This is a genomic window from Mesorhizobium sp. WSM4935 (assembly GCF_029625735.1).
In the GTDB taxonomy this organism is placed as follows: domain Bacteria; phylum Pseudomonadota; class Alphaproteobacteria; order Rhizobiales; family Rhizobiaceae; genus Mesorhizobium.
The window spans coordinates 485,024-503,828 of sequence record NZ_JARTVR010000004.1; the positions used below are offsets into that span (position 1 = coordinate 485,024).

General features: G+C 64.1%; 17 protein-coding genes, 1 tRNA gene and 1 pseudogene. 9 read left to right on the forward strand and 10 right to left on the reverse strand.

The window, feature by feature from the left end; all coding sequences use genetic code 11:
• Positions 1–4: 4 nt before the first annotated feature.
• From P9273_RS14020 to P9273_RS14030, 3 genes are all read right to left on the reverse strand, one after another.
• Positions 5–2,563: a polynucleotide kinase-phosphatase gene (locus P9273_RS14020; protein ID WP_278049437.1), complete on the reverse strand. Its 2,559-nt coding sequence runs from the start codon at positions 2,561–2,563 to the stop codon at positions 5–7.
• Complete coding sequence (locus P9273_RS14025; protein ID WP_278049438.1) at positions 2,560–3,942, reverse strand: 3' terminal RNA ribose 2'-O-methyltransferase Hen1; 1,383 nt, start codon at positions 3,940–3,942, stop codon at positions 2,560–2,562. The genes P9273_RS14020 and P9273_RS14025 overlap by 4 nt, the downstream gene beginning before the upstream one ends.
• A gap of 99 nt (positions 3,943–4,041) precedes the next feature.
• Positions 4,042–4,974, reverse strand: coding sequence for a 3-keto-5-aminohexanoate cleavage protein (locus tag P9273_RS14030; protein WP_040996669.1), 933 nt, complete (start codon positions 4,972–4,974; stop codon positions 4,042–4,044).
• Between the two features lie 198 nt (positions 4,975–5,172).
• Here P9273_RS14030 and P9273_RS14035 point away from each other — a divergent pair, with 198 nt between their 5' ends.
• A complete protein-coding gene (locus tag P9273_RS14035; RefSeq protein ID WP_278049439.1) occupies positions 5,173–5,328 on the forward strand; it encodes a hypothetical protein in 156 nt (51 codons plus the stop codon).
• Here P9273_RS14035 and P9273_RS14040 read toward each other — a convergent pair whose 3' ends face one another.
• Entirely contained in the window at positions 5,329–5,967 is a 639-nt protein-coding gene (locus P9273_RS14040; protein WP_278049440.1) for an FMN-dependent NADH-azoreductase, read from the reverse strand. It abuts the gene before it with no gap.
• 112 nt (positions 5,968–6,079) lie between these two features.
• Between P9273_RS14040 and P9273_RS14045 the strand changes: the two genes are divergently transcribed.
• A complete protein-coding gene (locus P9273_RS14045) occupies positions 6,080–7,027 on the forward strand; it encodes a LysR family transcriptional regulator (protein WP_278049441.1) in 948 nt (315 codons plus the stop codon).
• Here the strand turns inward: P9273_RS14045 and P9273_RS14050 are convergent.
• On the reverse strand, positions 6,969–7,595 hold the full coding sequence (locus tag P9273_RS14050; protein ID WP_278049442.1) for a TetR/AcrR family transcriptional regulator: 627 nt from the start codon (positions 7,593–7,595) through the stop codon (positions 6,969–6,971). The genes P9273_RS14045 and P9273_RS14050 overlap by 59 nt on opposite strands.
• Positions 7,596–7,660: 65 nt before the next feature.
• Between P9273_RS14050 and P9273_RS14055 the strand changes: the two genes are divergently transcribed.
• Positions 7,661–8,089, forward strand: a complete 429-nt coding sequence (locus P9273_RS14055; protein ID WP_278049443.1) for a VOC family protein — start codon at positions 7,661–7,663, stop codon at positions 8,087–8,089.
• Here P9273_RS14055 and P9273_RS14060 read toward each other — a convergent pair.
• Positions 8,086–9,033 (reverse strand): S1C family serine protease, encoded by a 948-nt coding sequence (locus P9273_RS14060; protein ID WP_278049444.1) that lies wholly within the window; start codon positions 9,031–9,033, stop codon positions 8,086–8,088. The two genes, P9273_RS14055 and P9273_RS14060, sit on opposite strands and share 4 nt — an antisense overlap.
• 169 nt (positions 9,034–9,202) lie before the next feature.
• Here P9273_RS14060 and P9273_RS14065 point away from each other — a divergent pair, with 169 nt between their 5' ends.
• From P9273_RS14065 to P9273_RS14075, 3 genes are all read left to right on the forward strand, one after another.
• Positions 9,203–10,078, forward strand: a complete 876-nt coding sequence (locus tag P9273_RS14065; RefSeq protein ID WP_278049446.1) for a S1C family serine protease — start codon at positions 9,203–9,205, stop codon at positions 10,076–10,078.
• Between the two features lie 8 nt (positions 10,079–10,086).
• Entirely contained in the window at positions 10,087–10,731 is a 645-nt protein-coding gene (locus P9273_RS14070; RefSeq protein WP_278049447.1) for a helix-turn-helix transcriptional regulator, read from the forward strand.
• 106 nt (positions 10,732–10,837) lie between these two features.
• A complete protein-coding gene (locus P9273_RS14075; protein ID WP_040996652.1) occupies positions 10,838–11,704 on the forward strand; it encodes an SDR family oxidoreductase in 867 nt (288 codons plus the stop codon).
• A gap of 14 nt (positions 11,705–11,718) precedes the next feature.
• Here P9273_RS14075 and P9273_RS14080 read toward each other — a convergent pair whose 3' ends face one another.
• A complete protein-coding gene (locus tag P9273_RS14080) occupies positions 11,719–12,240 on the reverse strand; it encodes a TIGR00645 family protein (protein ID WP_040996650.1) in 522 nt (173 codons plus the stop codon).
• A 302-nt stretch (positions 12,241–12,542) separates the two neighbouring features.
• Entirely contained in the window at positions 12,543–14,813 is a 2,271-nt protein-coding gene (locus P9273_RS14085; protein WP_336619389.1) for an OmpA family protein, read from the reverse strand.
• A 243-nt stretch (positions 14,814–15,056) separates the two neighbouring features.
• Here P9273_RS14085 and P9273_RS14090 point away from each other — a divergent pair, with 243 nt between their 5' ends.
• Both P9273_RS14090 and P9273_RS14095 read left to right on the forward strand, forming a co-directional pair.
• Complete coding sequence (locus P9273_RS14090; protein WP_278049449.1) at positions 15,057–15,503, forward strand: YcgN family cysteine cluster protein; 447 nt, start codon at positions 15,057–15,059, stop codon at positions 15,501–15,503.
• A gap of 240 nt (positions 15,504–15,743) precedes the next feature.
• Complete coding sequence (locus tag P9273_RS14095) at positions 15,744–16,097, forward strand: hypothetical protein (protein ID WP_278049450.1); 354 nt, start codon at positions 15,744–15,746, stop codon at positions 16,095–16,097.
• A gap of 240 nt (positions 16,098–16,337) precedes the next feature.
• Here P9273_RS14095 and P9273_RS14100 read toward each other — a convergent pair whose 3' ends face one another.
• Positions 16,338–17,048: an SIMPL domain-containing protein gene (locus tag P9273_RS14100; protein ID WP_278049451.1), complete on the reverse strand. Its 711-nt coding sequence runs from the start codon at positions 17,046–17,048 to the stop codon at positions 16,338–16,340.
• 221 nt (positions 17,049–17,269) lie between these two features.
• Here P9273_RS14100 and P9273_RS14105 point away from each other — a divergent pair.
• Positions 17,270–17,345, forward strand: a tRNA-Ile gene (locus P9273_RS14105).
• A 191-nt stretch (positions 17,346–17,536) separates the two neighbouring features.
• Here P9273_RS14105 and P9273_RS14110 read toward each other — a convergent pair.
• Positions 17,537–17,977, reverse strand: a pseudogene (locus P9273_RS14110) (tyrosine-type recombinase/integrase); the annotation flags it as partial.
• Positions 17,978–18,805: the final 828 nt, after the last annotated feature.

The window sequence follows — 18,805 nt, forward strand, 5'->3', positions numbered from 1 at the left end:
GTCATCATAGTCGAGGATCGATCGGTTCGCTCTCCAGCGCCAGCACAGCGAACACGCATTCGTGGACCCGCCGCAGCGGCTGGCTCGCGACAAATCGTTTCAACGCCTCGTGGCCGAGGGCGAACTCGCTGAGCGCCAGGTTGCGCTTGCCGCCCAGATGCCGCTCGCGCAGCCGGACAAGATTGTCGGGCGCATCATACTCCGGTCCGTAGATGATGCGCAGATATTCGCGGCCGCGGACCTTGAGCGCCGGCTGGATGAGACCTTTCTTACCGCGGCTGACAAAGTCGCGCGGCTTGACCACCATACCTTCGCCGCCTGAAGCGATCAGCATCTCCCACCAAGCGACGGCCTCCTCGCAGGCCCCAGCATCGGCCAAGTCGACGCTGCGCCATCTGGTGTGCACGACGACACCTTCGGCCAGCGACATATGCCAGATGTGGTCATGGTCGAACCAGACGCGGCCTTCGCTGGCCAGCAGATGGAACGGCGCCACCCTGAGATCATCGACACTCGAAACCGGCCAGACATAGGGCGACCAGGCGCTGGCATATTTGCCTGCACGCGCGGCCCGGTCGGTGAATCGTGCATTCAGATCCGCCACGTCGACGCCTCGCGCCTTCGCTCTCTCCAAGACATCGCGACCGAGCCGCAGGCCGGCCGCGGATGCCGCCGCCACCGGTCCGTACTGACTTTCGATGAGGCTGCTTGCCTTGGCCGACCAAGGCATGATTTCGGCGTCGAGCAGCAGCCAGTCGGTTTGCAGTTCCTCCCAGAGGCCGACGGCGTCGACGCTTGCGCGAAGCCGGGCAAGCAGACCCGCCGTCATGGCGTTGTCGCCGAAGAAAGAACGCCCTGTACGGGTCCATATCGCGCCGGTCTCTTCGCCTGAAACGCCGAACCGGCTGCGCGCCGCCTGCGCGGTCCGGCACAGCGCGACGATCGCCCGCGAACCCATGTGCTTTTCCTCGCACACGACCTCGGCGACGCCGCGCTCGCGAAAATAAGCAAAAGCTTCTTCCGGGCGTTCAAGCCAGCCGGCGTGACTGCTTGTCTCGGACGGCGACATTGTCGGCGGCAGGTACACCAGCCATTGCGGCGCCACCGCGAAGCGGCTCATTACTTCGAGCGCGGCCGAGGCGTTTTCCTCGGCCACGACGACGCGGCCTTTCAGCTCCGTCTCTATCCAGCGTCGGCCGGAAACGTCCTTTATGTCGAGCACATCGTCGGCGTCGGCCTGCGCGGATTTTTCCGGGTTCGACGCGGCAAGTGGGCGCACAGGCTCCGACCAGGTACGGATCGCTGGTACTTCGACCAACTCGCGTTCCGGCCAACGAAGCGCCGTCAGCTTGCCGCCGAATACGCAGCCGGTGTCGATGCACAAGGTGTTGTTGACCCATTCGGCCGCCAGCATCGGCGTATGACCATAGACGACCGCCGTCTTGCCGCGATAGGCGGCTGCCCAGTCGGCTCGGACCGGCAGGCCGAATTCGTCGATCTCGCCGGTCGTCTCGCCATAGAGCGCGAATTCGCGCACAGCGCCCGAGCCGCGTCCGATCATGTCCTCCTTGAGGCCGGCATGGGCGACGGCCAGCCGTCCCCCGTCCAACCAGACATGGCTGCGCAGATTGTCGAGGAAGGCCGGCAGCGCCTCCTTCAGTCCACGATCCTGGGTCTCCAGCTGGTCGATCGTTTGCTGGAGGCCGTGAGCGATCGTGACCTTGCGACCTTCCAGCCAGCGGCCGAGCTTGCGTTCGTGATTGCCTTGGACGCAGTAGGCGGTGCCGGCGGCGACCATGCTCATCGCAATGCGCAGAACGTCGGGCGTATTGGGGCCGCGATCGACAAGATCGCCGACAAAGACAGCCTTGCGGCCTTCTGGAGGAGAAACGAGCACGCTCCGCTCGCCGCGATGCTCAGACCAGGCAAGGCTGTATCCGAGTTTGCCCAGCAAGGCTTGAAGCTCTTCGGCGCAGCCATGCACGTCGCCGATGATGTCGAAGGGGCCGGCATCCTGACGCTTATCGGTCCAAAGCGGCTGGCGCGAGATTTTGGCAGCCTCGATGCTGGCTTCGCTGGTGAGCTTCCAGACCTGGCGAAAGCCTTCCCGCTGCAGAGCGCCGAAACCCTTGCGAATCTCCATCGTCATGCGCTGGGCCACCCCAGCGCCAAAGGGGCGATCGGGCCGGCTCGCATTGCGCGCCACGCACACGTCAACACCGGGATCGAGCACCATGGCGACCGGCAGAGCGTGCCATTTGCGCGCCAGTTCGATCCAGGCCTTGCGGTCGGCCGCGCGCACATTGGTAGCGTCGACAACGGCCAGCTTGCGGTGCTTGAGCCGCTTGCCGATGATGTCGCGCATCAGTTCGAAAGCGTCGGCCGACACATCCTGATTGGTTTCGTCATCGCAGACGAGCCCGCGGCATCGGTCGGACGAGACGATCTCGGTCGGCAGGAAATGCCTCGCCGCAAAAGTCGACTTGCCGGACCCGGTCGAGCCGATCAGCACGACCAGAGCGAAATCCGGGATATCCAGGTTTGTCTTGTCGGCTTCCCTCATCGCGTGAACACCGCCATCTGTGTCGGCGCGCCCAAAGTGGCATCCTCAGGGCCTATGCCGCTGATTTCAGCGGTATAGCCGTAAGTCCCGCTTATTCTGGCCGTCCAGGTTTTGAACTCGGCGCGGCTCCACTCGAAGCGATGGTCGGGATGACGGAAAGCGCCAGTCGCCAGATTGTCGAACAGAGCGTTGTGATCGGCATTGGGCGTCGTTACGACAACTGTTTTCGGGGCGGCTTCGCCAAAGACAATCCGCTCGACCAGAGGAAGCCTGTCTTGGTCGAGATGCTCGATGACCTCGGCCAATACAGCGACGTCGGCTTCGGCCCAGCGACCGTCGCGATAGGTCAGCGAACCGTGCAGAAGCGTGACGCGCCCTTCCGGCGGGCCGCCCGCTTCATTCAGTCTCAACCGCCTTGCCGCCCATTCGAGCTCGCGGATGGCAGGGTCCAAGCCGAACAGTTTTTGGATCCATCGCTCGCGCAAGAGTCGGTCGAGAAGCTTGCCTTCGCCGCATCCCAGGTCCGCGACAACTTTGCCGCCACTCGCGCGGATGGCTTCGACGACCGCATCCAGGCGCCGGTCGTGCAGCCGGATCGGCGTCTCGAGCGTTTCCTCGGGCGAGCTGCGGGTTTCGGCTGGCGTCTCCGCTGCCGCGGTTTCAGGGACCAGTCGCGCCAGGGCCGAGCGTGCCAAACCCGATTTGTTGCGCAAATAGCGGCGCGCGATCAGCTCCTTGGCGGGGTGATGCTCCAGCCATCCCGCGCCCTTGGACAGCAGCTTGTCGACCTCGTCGTCGCCGACCCAATAATGCTTGGCGTCGTCCATCACCGGAATGAGGACATAGAGGTGGTTGAGCAGATTGCTCAGCCGGCCGAGGCCGGACAATTTCAGATGGCCGTAACGGAGCCCTCCCGAACTGGAACTGACGGCTTCGATCGGGGTCAGCTCGACGGTCCAGCCCAGCGGTTCGAATAGCTCTCGCACCAGCGCCTCGCCGCCCCGCATCGGCAAGGGCGCCACGACAGCTTCCAGGGGCAGGTCGCTGTCGGCGAGTTGCTGGCGTTCCTTGGATATGCCGGTCATTGCCGTGCGCAGCATCTTATTGAGCGCAACGGACAGGAAGGACGATGCCGCGTAGGGCCGGTCGTTCACATATTGGTCGAGCAGTCCGTCCGCCTGACCCTTGCCTCTGACCAGTCCGATCGGATCGACATCGAGCAGCAGCGCGGCCTCGCAACGCGCATCACTGGCCTCGGGATAGAACAGCCAGGCTTTGCCGAAGGACAAGTCTGCTTCGTGCAGGCGTTCGGGATGCTTGTGCAACAGGAAGCCAAGATCCGTGGCAGGACGATGTGTGGTTGCAACCGAAAGAAACATGGCAAAGCGATAACGCAGCCGATCGGAATAACCAATCGCGGCGCGACGTTATTTCCGCTGCTTTTGCAACGCCCCAAGAACCGGTTGCCTACAACCCGCTCAGAACGCGACCTTGTCGCCGCCCTTGAGCTGCAGGATCTGCCGTGCCTCGTCGGGCGTGGCGATCGATGCGCCGAGGCCTTCGATGATCTGGCGCACCTTGGTCACCTGCTCGGCGCTGGAGCGGGCAAGCTTGCCCTTGCCGATCCATAGCGAATCCTCCAGGCCGACCCGCACATTGCCGCCGAGCGCGATCGCTTGCGTGGCGATCGGCAGTTGATGGCGGCCGGCGCCGAGCACCGACCAATGATAGTCGTTGCCGAACAGGCGGTCGGCCGTGCGCTTCATGTGCGCGACATCCTCCGGATGCGTGCCGATGCCGCCGAGAATGCCGAACACGCTCTGAACGAAGAAGGGCGCCTTCACCAGGCCGCGCTCGACGAAATGCGCCAGCGTGTAGAGATGGCCGATGTCGTAGCATTCGATCTCGAAGCGCGTGCCATTGTCGGCGCAGGTGCGCAAGATGTGCTCGATGTCGCCGAAGGTGTTGCGGAAGATGCGGTCGCGCGAGGATTCCAGATAAGGCCGCTCCCAATCATGCTCAAAGGTCTTGAAGCGCTCCAGCATCGGGAACAGCGCGAAATTCATCGACCCCATGTTGAGCGACGCGACCTCAGGCGCAAACACCTTCGCCGGCTTGACGCGTTCCTCCACGCTCATCGTCGCCGCGCCCCCGGTGGTGATGTTGACGACGCAATTGGAGCGCTGCTTGATGACCTGCAGGAAAGGCGCGAAGGCCTCGGTCGACTGGTCGGGACGTCCGTCGACCGGATTGCGGGCGTGAAGATGGACGATCGCGGCACCTGCCTCGGCCGCCTCGATGGCGGCGGTCGCGATCTCTTCCGCCGTCACCGGCAGATGCGGCGACATCGATGGCGTGTGGATCGAGCCTGTGACCGCGCAGGTGATGATGATCTTGTTCTGGTTCGCCACTTTCGATGTCCTGACTTCGTTGTTGGACCGCGCCTATTTGACCGCGCCTTGCGTGATGCCGGAAATGAACTGCTTCGACAGCACGATAGAGCAAGGTAATCGGCAGCGCCGCCAGTGTCAGCCCGGTGAACAACACCCCCCCAGTCGGTGGTGAATTCGCCGACGAACACGGTCAGCCCTTGCGGCAGTGTCTTCAAATTGTCGGAGGTGATCAGCACCAGCGGGAAGAAAAAGTCGTTCCAGATCGGCACGGCGTTTTGGATCGCCACGATCACCAGTGCCGGCCGCGAGCGCGAATGCAAAAAGGGGCAGGCGCTGGCGGGCGCCTGCCCCTTTCATTCCCGGCATCGGTGATCAGGCCGCGGCGGCGACCTGATCGGCACTGGCGGCAGCGATCGCATCGACCTTGGCCGTGGCCTTGGCAAGCGCTGCCGTGACGGCGTCGGCGCCCATGCCGACGCCCTCGACGCGGATGACTTCGACATCGGTCATGCCGAGGAAGCCGAGCACGCTGCGCAGATACGGGACCGCATGGTCCATCTGCACCGCGGCGCCTTCCGAATAGATGCCGCCGGAAGCGAGCACGATATAGACCTTCTTTCCGCTGACGAGCCCCTTCGGGCCACCTTCGCCATAGGCAAAGGTCTTGCCGGAGCGGGCGACGTGGTCGACCCAGGACTTCAACGTCGAGGAGATGTTGAAGTTGATGAAGCCGGTGGCGAGGATCACGGTGTCGGCGGCAAAAAGCTCGTCGAGCACGGCGTCGGAAACGCCGACGACCTCGGCCTGGCGCGCGGTGCGGGCTTCGGCCGGCGTGTAGATGCCGGAGGCGTAATCAGGGTCGATGTGCGGCAGCGGATTGGCGACCAGATCACGTACGACCAGCGTGTTGGACGGATCGGCGGCAACGAGCTTTTGGGCAAGATCGGTGGCGACGCGGGTCGAATGCGAAGCGGCGCCGCGCGGGCTGGAGGTAACGAGAAGAATAGACATGGCGGTGTCCCTTGGGTTGGATTGAACTTTCCCCGCCAATATGGGATTGCCGCCATATCAGGGAAACTGGCATAATATGCATACAATCCATCAACAAAATGGATGGCTTAGTATGCAACCAAACCCTACCTTGGATCAGCTCCAAATCCTCGTCGCCGTGGCCGACACCGGCAGCTTCTCGGCCGCGGGTCGCAAGCTCAACCGGGCGCAGTCAGTGGTGAGCTACGGCATCGCCAATCTCGAAGCTCAGCTTGGCCTGAAACTGTTCGAGCGCGAGGGCGTGCGCGAGCCGCAATTGACGGATGTCGGCAAGGCGATGCTGGAAGATGCGCGGCGCATGATCGGCGTCCTGCAGCGCATCCGCTCGCGCGCCGACGGCTACCGGCAAGGGCTTGAAGCGGAAGTGGCGATATCGGTCGACGTGGCGCTGCCTTCACCGGCCCTGGTGCGCGTGCTCAAGGCCTTCGAAGCCCAGTTCCCGGCGGTGATGCTGCGGCTCTATATCGGCTCGCTCGGCCTGATCGTCGACCAGGTCGTCAGCGGCCAGTCGGATCTGGGCTTTGGCGGCCTGCAAGGCGATGCCGACGTCACTCTGCTGCGCATCGGCTTCACCTCGATGGTGCCGGCGGCGGCGCCCGACCATCCCTTGGCCAAACTGCCGAAGCCGGTGGCCGTCGAGGACCTGCGCGAGCATATCCAACTCGTCGTCTCCGACCAGTCGGAGCGGACGCGCGGGCGCGACTATGGCGTGTTCGCCTATCGGACCTGGCGGTTGACGGATGTGCGCACCAAGCACGCGCTGATGCGCGAGGGTCTCGGCTGGGGCGGCCTGCCACGCTGGCTGATCGCCGACGACCTCGCCAGCGGCCGGTTGGTCGAGCTCGATCTGGAACCCTATCGCGAGGTGCGCTCGCCGCTCTATGCCATGCATCGCGCCGACCGCAGCCCCAAGCCGGCGGCGACCTGGCTGATCGACGAGTTCAAGCGCCAGCTTGGCTGCTTCAACGAGATGGAGCCGGGCGTTTGGACGGAGGAGGAGCCGGGGACAAGCCGTCCATGAGCGCGATCAGCACCGCGCGGTAATCCGCGGCAGACGCGCCGGCCTCAATGGCCAAAGCTGCCCGGTCGAAAGCCGCGGCCAGCAGGGCGGTCAGCGCCTCGGCCGGCAGTCTGGTCACCGCTTGCGCCCGCATCGCCGCGACCAGGCCCTCGCGGAGCGAGCGGTTGCCATGGCGGTTGTCGATCTCGTCCATGGCGGCGCGGCCAAGCACGGCCGGCCCATCGAGCAGCAGAAGCCGCGTGCGGCCGGGCGCGCGCATCGCCTTAAGATAGGCGTCCGAGCCGGCGATGAGCGCCTCACGCGCCGACAGCGACGGCGGCGAGGCATGGTCGATCTCCGCCGCGACCGCTGCCGCCTCCTGCTCGACGACCGCGGCGAACAGCGCCTGCTTGTCGGTGAAATGATGATAAAGCGCGCCGCGCGTCACGCCGGCCTCGGCGACGATCTCCGGCGTGCCGGTCTCGGCATAGGATTTTTCCGTGAACAGCTTTCGCGCCGCGCGGATCAGATCGGCGCGCGTCCCCTCGGTGCGGTCGCGGTTGGAGCGGCGTCCCGACTCCTGTTGCATACATGCAGCCTGTATGTTATTGCACTTACATACAGACTGTATGTCGAACGAGAGGAGAAGGAAAGATGAAGACGACCAGCTACTATCCGGTGCTAATGACGGACGATGTCGCAGGCACCGCGACCTTTTACGTCGCGCATTTCCGCTTCAAGCCACTCTTCGAGAGCGACTGGTATGTGCATCTGCAGTCGACAGAGGACCGGCGCGTCAATCTCGGCATCGTCCAAGGCGACCATGAGACAATCCCGGAGGAGGGACGCGGACGCACGTCCGGCTTGCTGATCAATTTCGAGGTCCGCGATCCTGACGCCGTCTACGAGCGCGTGGTTGCCGCCGGTCTGCCGATCCTGCGCAGCTTGCGAGACGAGCCCTTCGGCCAACGCCATTTCATCACCAGCGATCCCAATGGCGTGCTGATCGACGTGATCAAGCCGATCCCGCCCAGCGAGGAATTTTTGGCGCAATACGCCGAAGGTACGGTCGCAGAGGCTTAGTTCGTCCGTGCCACCGGCGTCACCGCCACCTGGCTAACGCCGGTGCGGCGTACGACGGTGCAGAGCGTCTCGCGGCCGATACGCTCGGCATCGAGCATGCGCACGAGGTCGTCGACGCCGGTCACCGGCCGGCCGTCTATTGCCGCGATGATGTCGCCCTCCTTCAGCCCGGCCTTGGCGGCGGGACCGTTCTTCTCGACGCTTCGCAGGCGCACGGCCGTGTTCGTGGTCACCTGCGACAGAAGTGCTGCCCGGCGCGGCAGGTTGGTCGTGTCGGCGGAAACGCCGATGAAGGCGCGGCGCACGCGGCCGAAGCGGATGATTTCCGATATGACGAAATTGGCGGTGTTGGAGGCGACCGCGAAGGCGATGCCCTGCGCGCCGTGGATCATGGCGGTGTTGACGCCGATCACCTCGCCCGCCGAAGACACCAGCGGCCCGCCCGAATTGCCGGGATTGAGCGCGGCGTCGGTCTGGATGACGTCGTCGATCAGCCGGCCGGTCGAGGCGCGCATCGACCGGCCGAGCGCGGAGACGACGCCGGCGGTGACGGTCCATTCGAAACCCAGCGGATTGCCGATCGCGATCGCGATCTGGCCGCGGCGCAGCCGCTTGGAATCGCCCAGCGGAGCGACATCGGCGAAACTGCCGTCGGCGCGCACCAGCGCAATGTCGGTATCCGGATCGCGGCCTAGCACGTGGCCTTCGCGTGAAGCACCGTCCGGCATGGTGACGCGCACGGCGCGCGCATCGCCGACGACATGGAAGTTGGTGACGACCAGCCCGTCCTGCGAGATGACGAAGCCGGAGCCGTGGCCGCCGGCGCCGATGCGCTCGATGCGGCAGACAGCCGGACCGATGCGGTCGACGGCATCGGCAACCGTGGCCGAGTAAGTGTCGAGCAAGGCGTCATCCGATTGGAGTTTTTCGGCGGCGAAGGCCATGGGCAGGGCTCCAGTGTGTCCAGCGAAAATGATGACTATATGTGCGGAGCAGCCGCAATTGCCGCGACCTGACCAGATGGCCAGTCCGGCCGGCGACTAGCCGTCAGGCGAGTACCCGCGGCGGCGTTACCGAGCGATATCTGGGTCACCGAACCCAGGAGACAGTCTTATGAGCGACTTCAATCTCAGTGCCTTTTCCGACGCGATCGCCGATGTCGCGGCCGCCGCGGCCCCCGCGCTGGCGAGCTTCGTCACGCACCATCACCGCACCGCGAGCGCCTTCCATTGGTGCGACGGCTACTTCGTCAGCGCCGAGGAAGCGGTCGAAGCCGGCGAGGAGATCGATTTGACGCTGGCTTCCGGTGAAACCGTGAAGGCCGAGCTTGTCGGACGCGATCCGTCGACGGGCGTTGCCGTGCTGAAGCCGGCTTCCGCCGCTGCCGGTTTGCCGCAACTCGCTCAGGCCGGCGCCGTGCGGCCCGGCAATGTGGCGATCGCGGTGGGAAACAGCGATGGTGCCGCGCTTGCGGTGTTCGGCACGGTCGGCGAGGTCGGGCCGGCCTGGCGCTCGATGCGCGGCGGCACGATCGACCGGCGCATCAACCTCGCCATCAACACCGGCGGGCGCTTCGAGGGCGGGCCCGTGCTCGACGCCAAGGGTGGCTTGATCGGCATGTTGTTGTTCGGGCCGCGCCGGCGTGCGCTCGTCATGCCCTACGAGACGATTGAGCGGGCGGTGGCGACGCTGCGCGAGAAAGGCCATGTCACGCGCGGCTATCTCGGCGCCGGGCTGCACCCGATCCGCAATGGCGATACGAAAGGCGCCATGGTGATGAGCCTCGACGACAACGGCCCGGCCAAGGCCGCCGGCCTGCATGTCGGCGACATCGTCGTCGCCTGGAACGGCGAGGCCGTGCATGGTCCGCGCGAGCTGATCCGCAAGCTCGGGCCGGACAGCGCCGGCACGACCGTGACGCTCGGCGTTTCGAGCGGCGGCGCCGAGCGTGACGTGTCGATCACCATCGGCGAGAAGCCGCTGAGCTGAGAGGATCGATGGCCAGCAGCGCGGCACAGACGATTGCGAGACCGGAGCCGGCAACTCACCGGCTGACGGTGCTGATCGCGCTTGGCGACGCTGGGCGCGCTGAGCAACTGGCCGATGCGCTTGGCGCCAGCGACGATCTGTTGCCGTCGCTGGCCGCGAGCGGCACAGATCAAGCAGCCGATGTCGCCGTGACCGACGACACCGCCTTGGAAAGCCGAGCCATCGGCTCGACGATGCCCGTCGTCCTGCTGTCCCGCCATAGCGGGCACGAGCGGCTTCCCGGCAACGTGGTCGCCGTGCTGCCGCCGTCGGCCGATGGCCTGTTGGTCGCCGCCGCGGCGCGGCTCGCCGCTTCGGGCTATCGCATCGACAGGGCAAGGGCGTCGGCGACCGTGCATGGCGATTTCCATGACGAGCTCGCGGAAGATGACGTGGCGGACGACAACCAGGCGCGGCCTTCCTTGTCGCCGCGCGAGGCGGAAGTGCTGGCGCTGCTGGCCGAAGGCGCGCCCAATAAGGTCATCGCCCGGCGGCTCAACATTTCCGTGCACACGGCGAAATTCCATGTCGCCGCCATCCTGATCAAGCTCGGCGCCGTCAACCGCACCGATGCGATCGCGATTGCCATGCGGCAGGGTCTGGTGCTCGTCTAGGGCTGCTTCCGGCACGACGCAGCGTAATCTCCGATTGGCTCCTTGGGTCTTGCGCCATGGCCGTGCGCCGCGCAATTTGCCTCCACATCGAAGAGGGAGGCGAAGGATGTCGCTCAAGGAAAAGACGCTGTTCATCTCGGGCGGATCGCGCGGCATCGGGCTGGCGATCGCGCTGCGCGCGGCCCGCGACGGCGCCAATGTGACGATCGCGGCCAAGACCGCCGAGCCGCACCCGAAACTGCCGGGCACGATCTACACGGCGGCCGAAGAAATCGAGCAGGCGGGCGGCAAGGCGCTGCCGGTGCTCTGCGACATCCGCGACGAGGCGCAGGTCGCCGATGCGGTGGCGAGAACCGTCGAGACGTTCGGCGGCATCGACATCTGCGTCAACAATGCCAGCGCCATCCAGCTCACCGGCACGCTGGAGACCGACATGAAGCGCTACGATTTGATGCACCAGATCAACACGCGCGGCACCTTCCTGGTCTCTAAGATGTGCATTCCGCACCTGAAGTTGGCCAAGAACCCTCACATTTTGAATCTGGCGCCGCCGCTCGACATGAAGGCCAAATGGTTCAAGAACCATGTCGCCTACACGATGGCCAAGTTCGGCATGTCGATGTGCACGCTCGGCATGAGCGCCGAGTTCGCCGGAGCCGGCATCGCCGTCAACTCGCTGTGGCCGATCTCGACCATCGACACGGCCGCGGTGCGCAATCTTCTCGGCGGTGCGACGGTGGCGGCGATGAGCCGCTCGCCCGACATCATGGCCGATGCGGCGCATGCGATCTTCATGCGCCCGTCGCGCGAGGCGACCGGTAATTTCTACATCGACGAAGAGGTTCTGCGCGAAGAAGGCGTCACGGACTTTTCGGCCTATGCGCCGGGCGCGGCCGATCAGCTTGCCGGTGATTTTTTCGTCCCGGACGAGGTGTTCGCGAACTCGCAGACCAAGGTCAAAAGAATCTACTGACGGGCTTCGGCGGTCTACTCCGCCGCCTCGGCCTTTTTGCCTTTCGCCAGCGCCATCACCCGGTCGATATAGGCCAGCATCAGCGCCGAGACGACGAAGGCGAGGTGGATGATGGTCAGCCACATCAGCTGGTCGGTGGTGTAGGATACGGAGTTCAAGAAAACCTGCAGCAGGTGGATCGACGAGATCGCGACGATGGTCGAGGCGACCTTGACCTTCAGCGAGCCGACATCGATCGTGCCCAGCCAATGCACCTCGCCGTCCTGCTCGTCGAAGCGGCTGACGAAATTCTCGTAGCCCGAGATGATCACCATCACCACCAGCGAGGCGACCAGCGCGGCGTCGATCAGGCCGAGCATCTTCAGGATCGTGTCGGTGTCGCCGAGCGTGAAGGCGCTTATCACAAACTCGTAAAGCTTCTTGCCGAAGGACAAGGCATATGTCGCGAGCGCTACGCCGAGCCCGAGATAGAAGGCGACCAGCAGCCAGCGCGAGGCGAGGATGACGGATTCGATGGCGAGTTCGAGACGCTTCATGAAGGGTTCCGGTCGAATTGCGATAGAGGGTATTTCGGCCAGATAGGCCCTGTTTTCAAGACAAAAACCCCGCCGGGGAGGGGACCCGACGGGGCTCAGTGTGTCCCGCTGGAGTCGGGACAGGGCAGGGAACGCCCTGGACAGAATCTGGGTGCCGCAATGCGGCGATTCAATGAGCAGGCGGGCAAGGCAGGACAATTCTTCTTGAGCCGACAAGGAAAAAGGCCCGTCCGAAGCGGACGGGCCTCATCTTGCGCGCTGATTCCGAAGATCCGGGCAGGATCTTGAAATCAAACGCTCAATTACTGCTCGCTGTTGCTCGCCACGGGCGCCACCAGCGAGGTGATCCGGCGGATGGCGACACGCCGGTTCTCGCGGTTCGGACCGGGCGTGTTCACCTTGAGATATTGCTCGCCATAACCCTGCGTGGTGAGGTTCTCGGCCGGGATGCCGAAGGCGTTGGTGAGCGCCTCGGCGACCGCCTCTGCGCGGCGGTCCGACAGCGCGAGGTTCGCGTCCGGCGTGCCGACGGCGTCGGTGTGGCCTTCGATCAGGAAGGTCTCGGCCGGATTTTTCTTCAGCAGTTTTTCCATGGCGCTGGCAACGCCATCGAGCTTCTGCACCTCGGTGTCGGAGATTGTGGCCGAGCCGAAGTCGAAGTTCAGCGTGTCGAGATCGATGCGCCGGGCGATGTCGCGCACGCGGGCCGACCGCTTGACCTCGTCGATCGAGTAGAGACGCTGCACCCTTTCCACCGGCGGCTGCTCGAGGAAGGTATAATACTCGTCCGGATCCTCGACTTCCTCCGAATCCAGGATATAGTCCCGGCGCGGGATGTCGAGCCGCATCGGCGGCAGGTCGTCGCCGGGATCGCGCCACTCGTCGACATCGTTGTAGTAGCGCTCGTCGACATAGCTCAGCACATATTCGCGGCCATCCGGGGTAATGCGCGATCGCCGGATGACGTCGCCATTGCGGTTGCGGATGGTGATGATCCTGATGCCGTTGTCGCGCTCCACGATTTCGCGGGTGCGGCCGCCTGAAAGATCCTCATAGTAGACATCCCTGGCACCGCGGGTGATGCGGGGAGCCTCGTTGCTTTCCACGAAGGTCTGGTTGTTGAACTGGAGAATCACGCGGTCGCCGAACTGCTTCACGACATCCGCGCCCTGCGGCCGGCGACGCTCGCGGACAATCTCTTGGGGCGTGAGGTCGACGCGTTTGCCCTTCTCCTCGATGACAGGAGCAATCTTTTCAGGCTGGATCGCCTGTTGCGCCGTCTTGTCGTCGGTGGGCGGCGGGCCCTGATTGACAGGGGCCTGCCTCTCGGCTTGCTGTCCGGCCTGGTTGCCGCCTTGCTCGACCTGGCCATTCTCGTTCTGGCCGGCCGGCCGGCGGCCCTGGTGTCTGCGCAAGACATCCTTCTGGCTGTCGAGGAGAGGCGCCTCGTTCGGGTTGGCGGGAGTTTCGCCTTGCGCGGCATTGCCGCCAGTCTCGGGCTGATTGTTAATGGCAGGCTGTTCACCCGTGGCAGGCTGCTGCTGCCCTGTTGCGGGCTGCTCGGTAAGCGGCTTCTTGGCCTGCCTCTTGTTCTGGTTCGAAGGCTGTTCGCCTTGAGCCGGCGCCTGCTCGGTTCCGGCCGGCGCCTGCTCCGTTCCCGGAACCGGCAAGGGCTTGAGCTTGCGAGACTCCTGACCTGCGGGGGCCTGTTCGGCCGGGGCTTGGCCTTGCTCGGCAGGTTGCTGGCCCTGCTTCCGTTTCTTTCCGGGCTGGTTGTCATTTGCCGGCTGTTCTGGCTGCTGTTCGGCAGGCGCGGCTTCCTGCTGCTGATTGAGCTTCCTCTTGCGCAGCTGTTGCTGCTGGTCGGGGGCGGCCTGCTCGGCCGGGGCCGTCTCGCTCTGCTGCTGCTGATTGAGTTTCCTCTTACGCGGTTGCTGCTGGTCCGGGGCGACCTGCTCGGCCGGGCCCGTCTCGCTCTGCTGCTGATTGAGTTTCCTCTTGCGTAGCTGTTGCTGCTGGTCGGGCGCGACCTGCTCGGCCGGTTGCTCAGCCGGCGCCGATTTGGCCTGGTTGCGCTTCTTCTTGCGCGGCTGTTGCTCGTCGGTTGCAGGCTGCCCGCCCTGATCGGCCGGCGCTGCTTCGGTCTGTTGCTGGTCCCGCTTCTTGCGGGGCTTCAATTGCTGTTCGTCGGTCGCGGGCTGGCCGCCTTGATCGGCGGGTGCAGCCTCGGTCTGCTGCTGCTGATCGCGTTTCTTGCGCGGCTTGAATTGCTGCTCGGCCGGGGCAGCCTCCCCGGATTGGCCGCCCTCCATCTGCTGCTGCTCTTGCCGCTTCCGGCGCGGCTTCTGCTCGCTCTCAGCAGGTGCTGCTTGTTCGGTTGCCGGCGCCGATTCGCTTTGTTGCTGCTGTTCGCGCTTCCTTTTGCGCGGCTGCTCGGCTCCCCCCTGCGCGCATTCCTCTGCCGACTGGCCTTCTGCGCAAGCGGCCTGAGCCAGCACGAGCGGCGCGCCGTGCAGGCTTCCGGAAGCCACACCCCCCTGCAGCGGATACGCGCCCAACGGCGCGGATGCCATAAGCAGGCCGATTGCCGTACCCGCCAGAATCCGTGGTTGGCGTTTCATATCGATTTTCTCCTAGTGGGGTCCCATCCCTGCCCAAACTTTCGTCAACCGCAATTGGTTCCGTCGGGCATTGGCGCCAGCCAAGGATGCTTGGCCGGCCTTTTGAAGGCAATTTCGTGTTTTTCTAATGTTGATACTGGGTCACCCGTCACCGCACGCTTGACCGAAAGGCTGCGGAGGGCCAAATCCACCGAAATGACCGCGCCATTCTGGAAAACGAAGACGCTCGAAGCGATGACCCCGGCCGAATGGGAATCGCTATGCGACGGCTGCGGCAAATGCTGCCTGTCGAAGCTCGAGGACGAGGATACGGGCGAGATCTTCTGGACAAGCGTCGGTTGCCGGCTATTCGACGCGGAGAACTGCCGCTGCTCCGACTATGCCAACCGCCTGGCGCGGGTGCCCGACTGCGTCGCCCTGACGCCGCAGAATGTGCGCACCATCACCTGGCTGCCAAAGACCTGCGCCTACCGTCTTATCGCCGAGGGCCATGATCTCTACTGGTGGCACAGGCTTGTTTCGGGAAGTGCCGAGACCGTGCACCAAGCCGGCATTTCGATCCAGGGCCGCGTGAAGGCCAAGGAAACCGATCTGGCCGAGCCAGACGACTACTTTGATTATATACTGGATGACGAACCGTAACCGGTTTGCATTTGACGACGAACCCTGAGGGGGCTTTATGACGAGGAACGACGAACCCTGCGGGTTCGCGTTTGGAACCCTGGCGGGGTTAGCGCTTTTGACCACGAGCGACGAACCCTGGCGGGTTCGCGCTTACATGAACCGGATATGAACGGCCGGTTCGCGGAAAATTCAGACGCAAAAAGGCATTTTCCAATCATCGGTTCTAGGGGCGACAGCCCACAACAAGGAGAGAAGACGATGTTCAACACGATCAAGACGGCAGCCCTTTCGGCTCTTGTCGGACTTGGCACCTTGGCCGCCATTCCGGCGCATGCGGACAGCCTCTATCTCGGTTTCGGAGACAGGCATGACCCGCGTTTCGGCATCTACACCGGCGACGACGACGGCTATCGCCGCGACTGGCGTCGCGACCGTGGCTGGCGCGGCTGCTCGCCGGACCGCGCCCTCGACAAAGCCGAGCGCATGGGTCTGCACCGCGTCCGCATCGTCGACATCAGCCGTCGCACGGTGAAGGTCGCTGGCCGCCAGTATGGCGACCGCGTGGTGGTGGTGTTCGCCAACGAGCGCGGCTGCCCGATCATCTATCGCTGAGGCCGAAAGGACGACTCTCTTGGAGTATCGCCTATGCGGACGATCCTCTTTGAGGATCGCCTTGGATATGATCTTCTGCGAAGATCAATCTTGAAGCACGGATGAGCGGAAAGGACGATCCTCTGCGAGGATCGCCTGTGAGTAGCGGAGCCCCTCGATGTGAGGCGTGTCTCGAAAAAGCCCCGGAGGACCGATCCTCCGGGGCTTTTTTGCGTCGGTGGCGCCTGCGCGGGCCGATCGTTATTTCAGCTCGAAGGTGACCGTGACCTGGACGTTGTAGGAATTTTCGCCGGCCTGCACTGGCACGGCCGAACGGGCGGCGTCGAACGATTTGGCCGCCATCGGCATCGGCGCCGGCGCGATATTCTGGTCGGTGATCTCGAGCACCTTGCCCAGGCTGACGCCGGCCGCTTCCGCAAGAGTCTTTGCCTTGGCCATGGCGTCGGCGACGGCCTTCTTGCGCGCCTCGGTGATCGTCGGCTTCGGATCGTCATTGGTGAAGGTGATGCCGCCACCCTGATTGACGCCGAGCGACACCGCCTTGTCGAGAATCTCGCCCGTCTTGTCGACATCGCGCACGCGCACCGACAGCGTGTTGGTCACCTGATAGGCGACGAGCTGCGCTTCCTGGCTGCCGTCGGTCTTGTTGATGTAGTTGTAGCGCGGGTTGATCTGTATGCCGGCGGTCTGCAGGTCGCGTTCGGCAATGCCCGCAGATTTCATCGCCGCGATCATCGCCGCCATGGCGTCGTTGTTGGCATCGAGCGCTTCGCGCGCGCTCTTGGCCTCGCGCATGACGCTGAGCGAAAGGATCGCCATGTCCGGCGCCACCGTCGCTTCGCCTTCGCCGGACACGACGATGCGGGGCGCAGGCTGGATGTCGGCAGCGCTCGCCAGCGCCGGAAACGCGACCGCGGCAGCGAGCGCGATGGGCAAAAGATGTCTGGTCATGAAAACTCCTCGAAGTCTGCGATCCGAGGCTCCGCGCCGCATCTGCCTCGACCCGCGAACGCGTCGATTCCCGGCGGTGCGGCGCAAGGGCCGGATCTTGTTTCGCGCCCTATGGGCGCAGGCCGCTCTACGGCGCGAATATGGGCTGATTTTGGCGTTTTGCGCCAGCGCTTTCGAAAGCCTTGTGCGGACGAGCGAAAAACACTAAGCCAGCCCGCGTGGGGCCTGTAGCTCAATGGTTAGAGCCGGCGGCTCATAACCGCTTGGTTGGGGGTTCGAGTCCCTCCGGGCCCACCATTATCGCCATTTATCAATGCCTTACAGGGTGGTTCGCCACGAGGTTCGCCAATAGGTTCGCCAAGCATCGGCTTGCGCGTCACCAGACGCACGACTCGATCCATCCCCTGGACCGCCAGCCGTACCTGCGATGCCTCGCGCGAATAGAGCTCGGCATGATCGATGTCGTCGTGACCAAGCACATCCATGAGCTGCCTGGTCGAAGCCTCTGCCTCGGCCAGATAGACGCCAAGCGACTTCCTCAGTCCATGGAGGGTCAGTCCCTTCGGCAGGCCGGCAAGCTTGCACCAATGCGCCATCATTCCAGTCAGCGACTTGGCGGAGAAAGGCTCACCGTAGCCGTTAACCAGGACAGTCTCGCCGCGCCCGTCGGCCGCATCCAGGATCTCAGACAGCATCGGTGTGATCGGCACAAAAAGCCGCTTACCGCCGGTTCGTCCCTTATTCTTGGCCTGAACGATATCAAACCCATCGAAGTGACGCTCGATACCATCGATGAACACACGACGAGTGACTCTCTGATCCCAGCGCAGGCCCGCGACGTCGCCGCGGCGGTTGCCGAGCCAAAGTGCCAACCCGTAGCAGGTGCGCGCTGCGGTGCCGAGCTGCCAACGCTTTTCGAATTGTGCCATGGCCTCGCGAGACCATGCTTTCCAGCCGGCATAGGCAGGACGCCACTCGACCGCCGCTGTGGGGTCGATTTCGATCCAGCCTTGCCGTAGCGCGACATAGACCAGCTTGCGTATGCCGACCAATAGGTGTTTGGCCTTGTGGGGCGTGGCGATGAAGCGGCCTAGAAGCTCTTCAACATGGATGCGTCGAAGGTTCTTAACCGGCACGTTCCGCCAGATGAGCGGGTTCGCCAGCAGGTTACGAAGCAGTTCGCCGAAATCGATTCAAGAAGCCGATCCCACCATCGATATTTCGCTCAGCTTCTGCGGAATGGCACCCCTTGCGCCCGATGTCGCTCATCTACTCTGCTTGCCGAGGTCAGATCGGAGCAATTCGCAGCCTCATGGTTTGGTTTCAACTCTGCTCGAGAGGGCCCATCATCATTGGACGCCACCGCCGAGCTAGCCTAGCTGCACGGACATGTCCGCATTCTCGTGGACCTTGGCCGCTTAGCGGGCGAGGAAACTCCGCTCAGCCGCTTCCTCGATCAGGCTTGTGGCGGTGCGTTTTTGCTCCTGCTTTCGAGACGTGTCTTTGGCCATCCGATACCGCCGCTTGTACCCGTCACCCATCCAAATTTCGGATATCTGGCGATGTTCCCCGAGACCTGCCGAAGGCAGCCCTTACAGCGAGTGCGCAATTCCGCTTGGCGCCAATTGCCGCTTGGCGCTCCTTTTCCAGAATGCGCATGTAACAAAGCGTCGGTGCCGACGAAGCAGGTTGTAGCAACGGAACTGGCTGCTGCGGGCTAAACGCGCCGTTGCGGTGCGGCTATCCGTTGCGAGTAT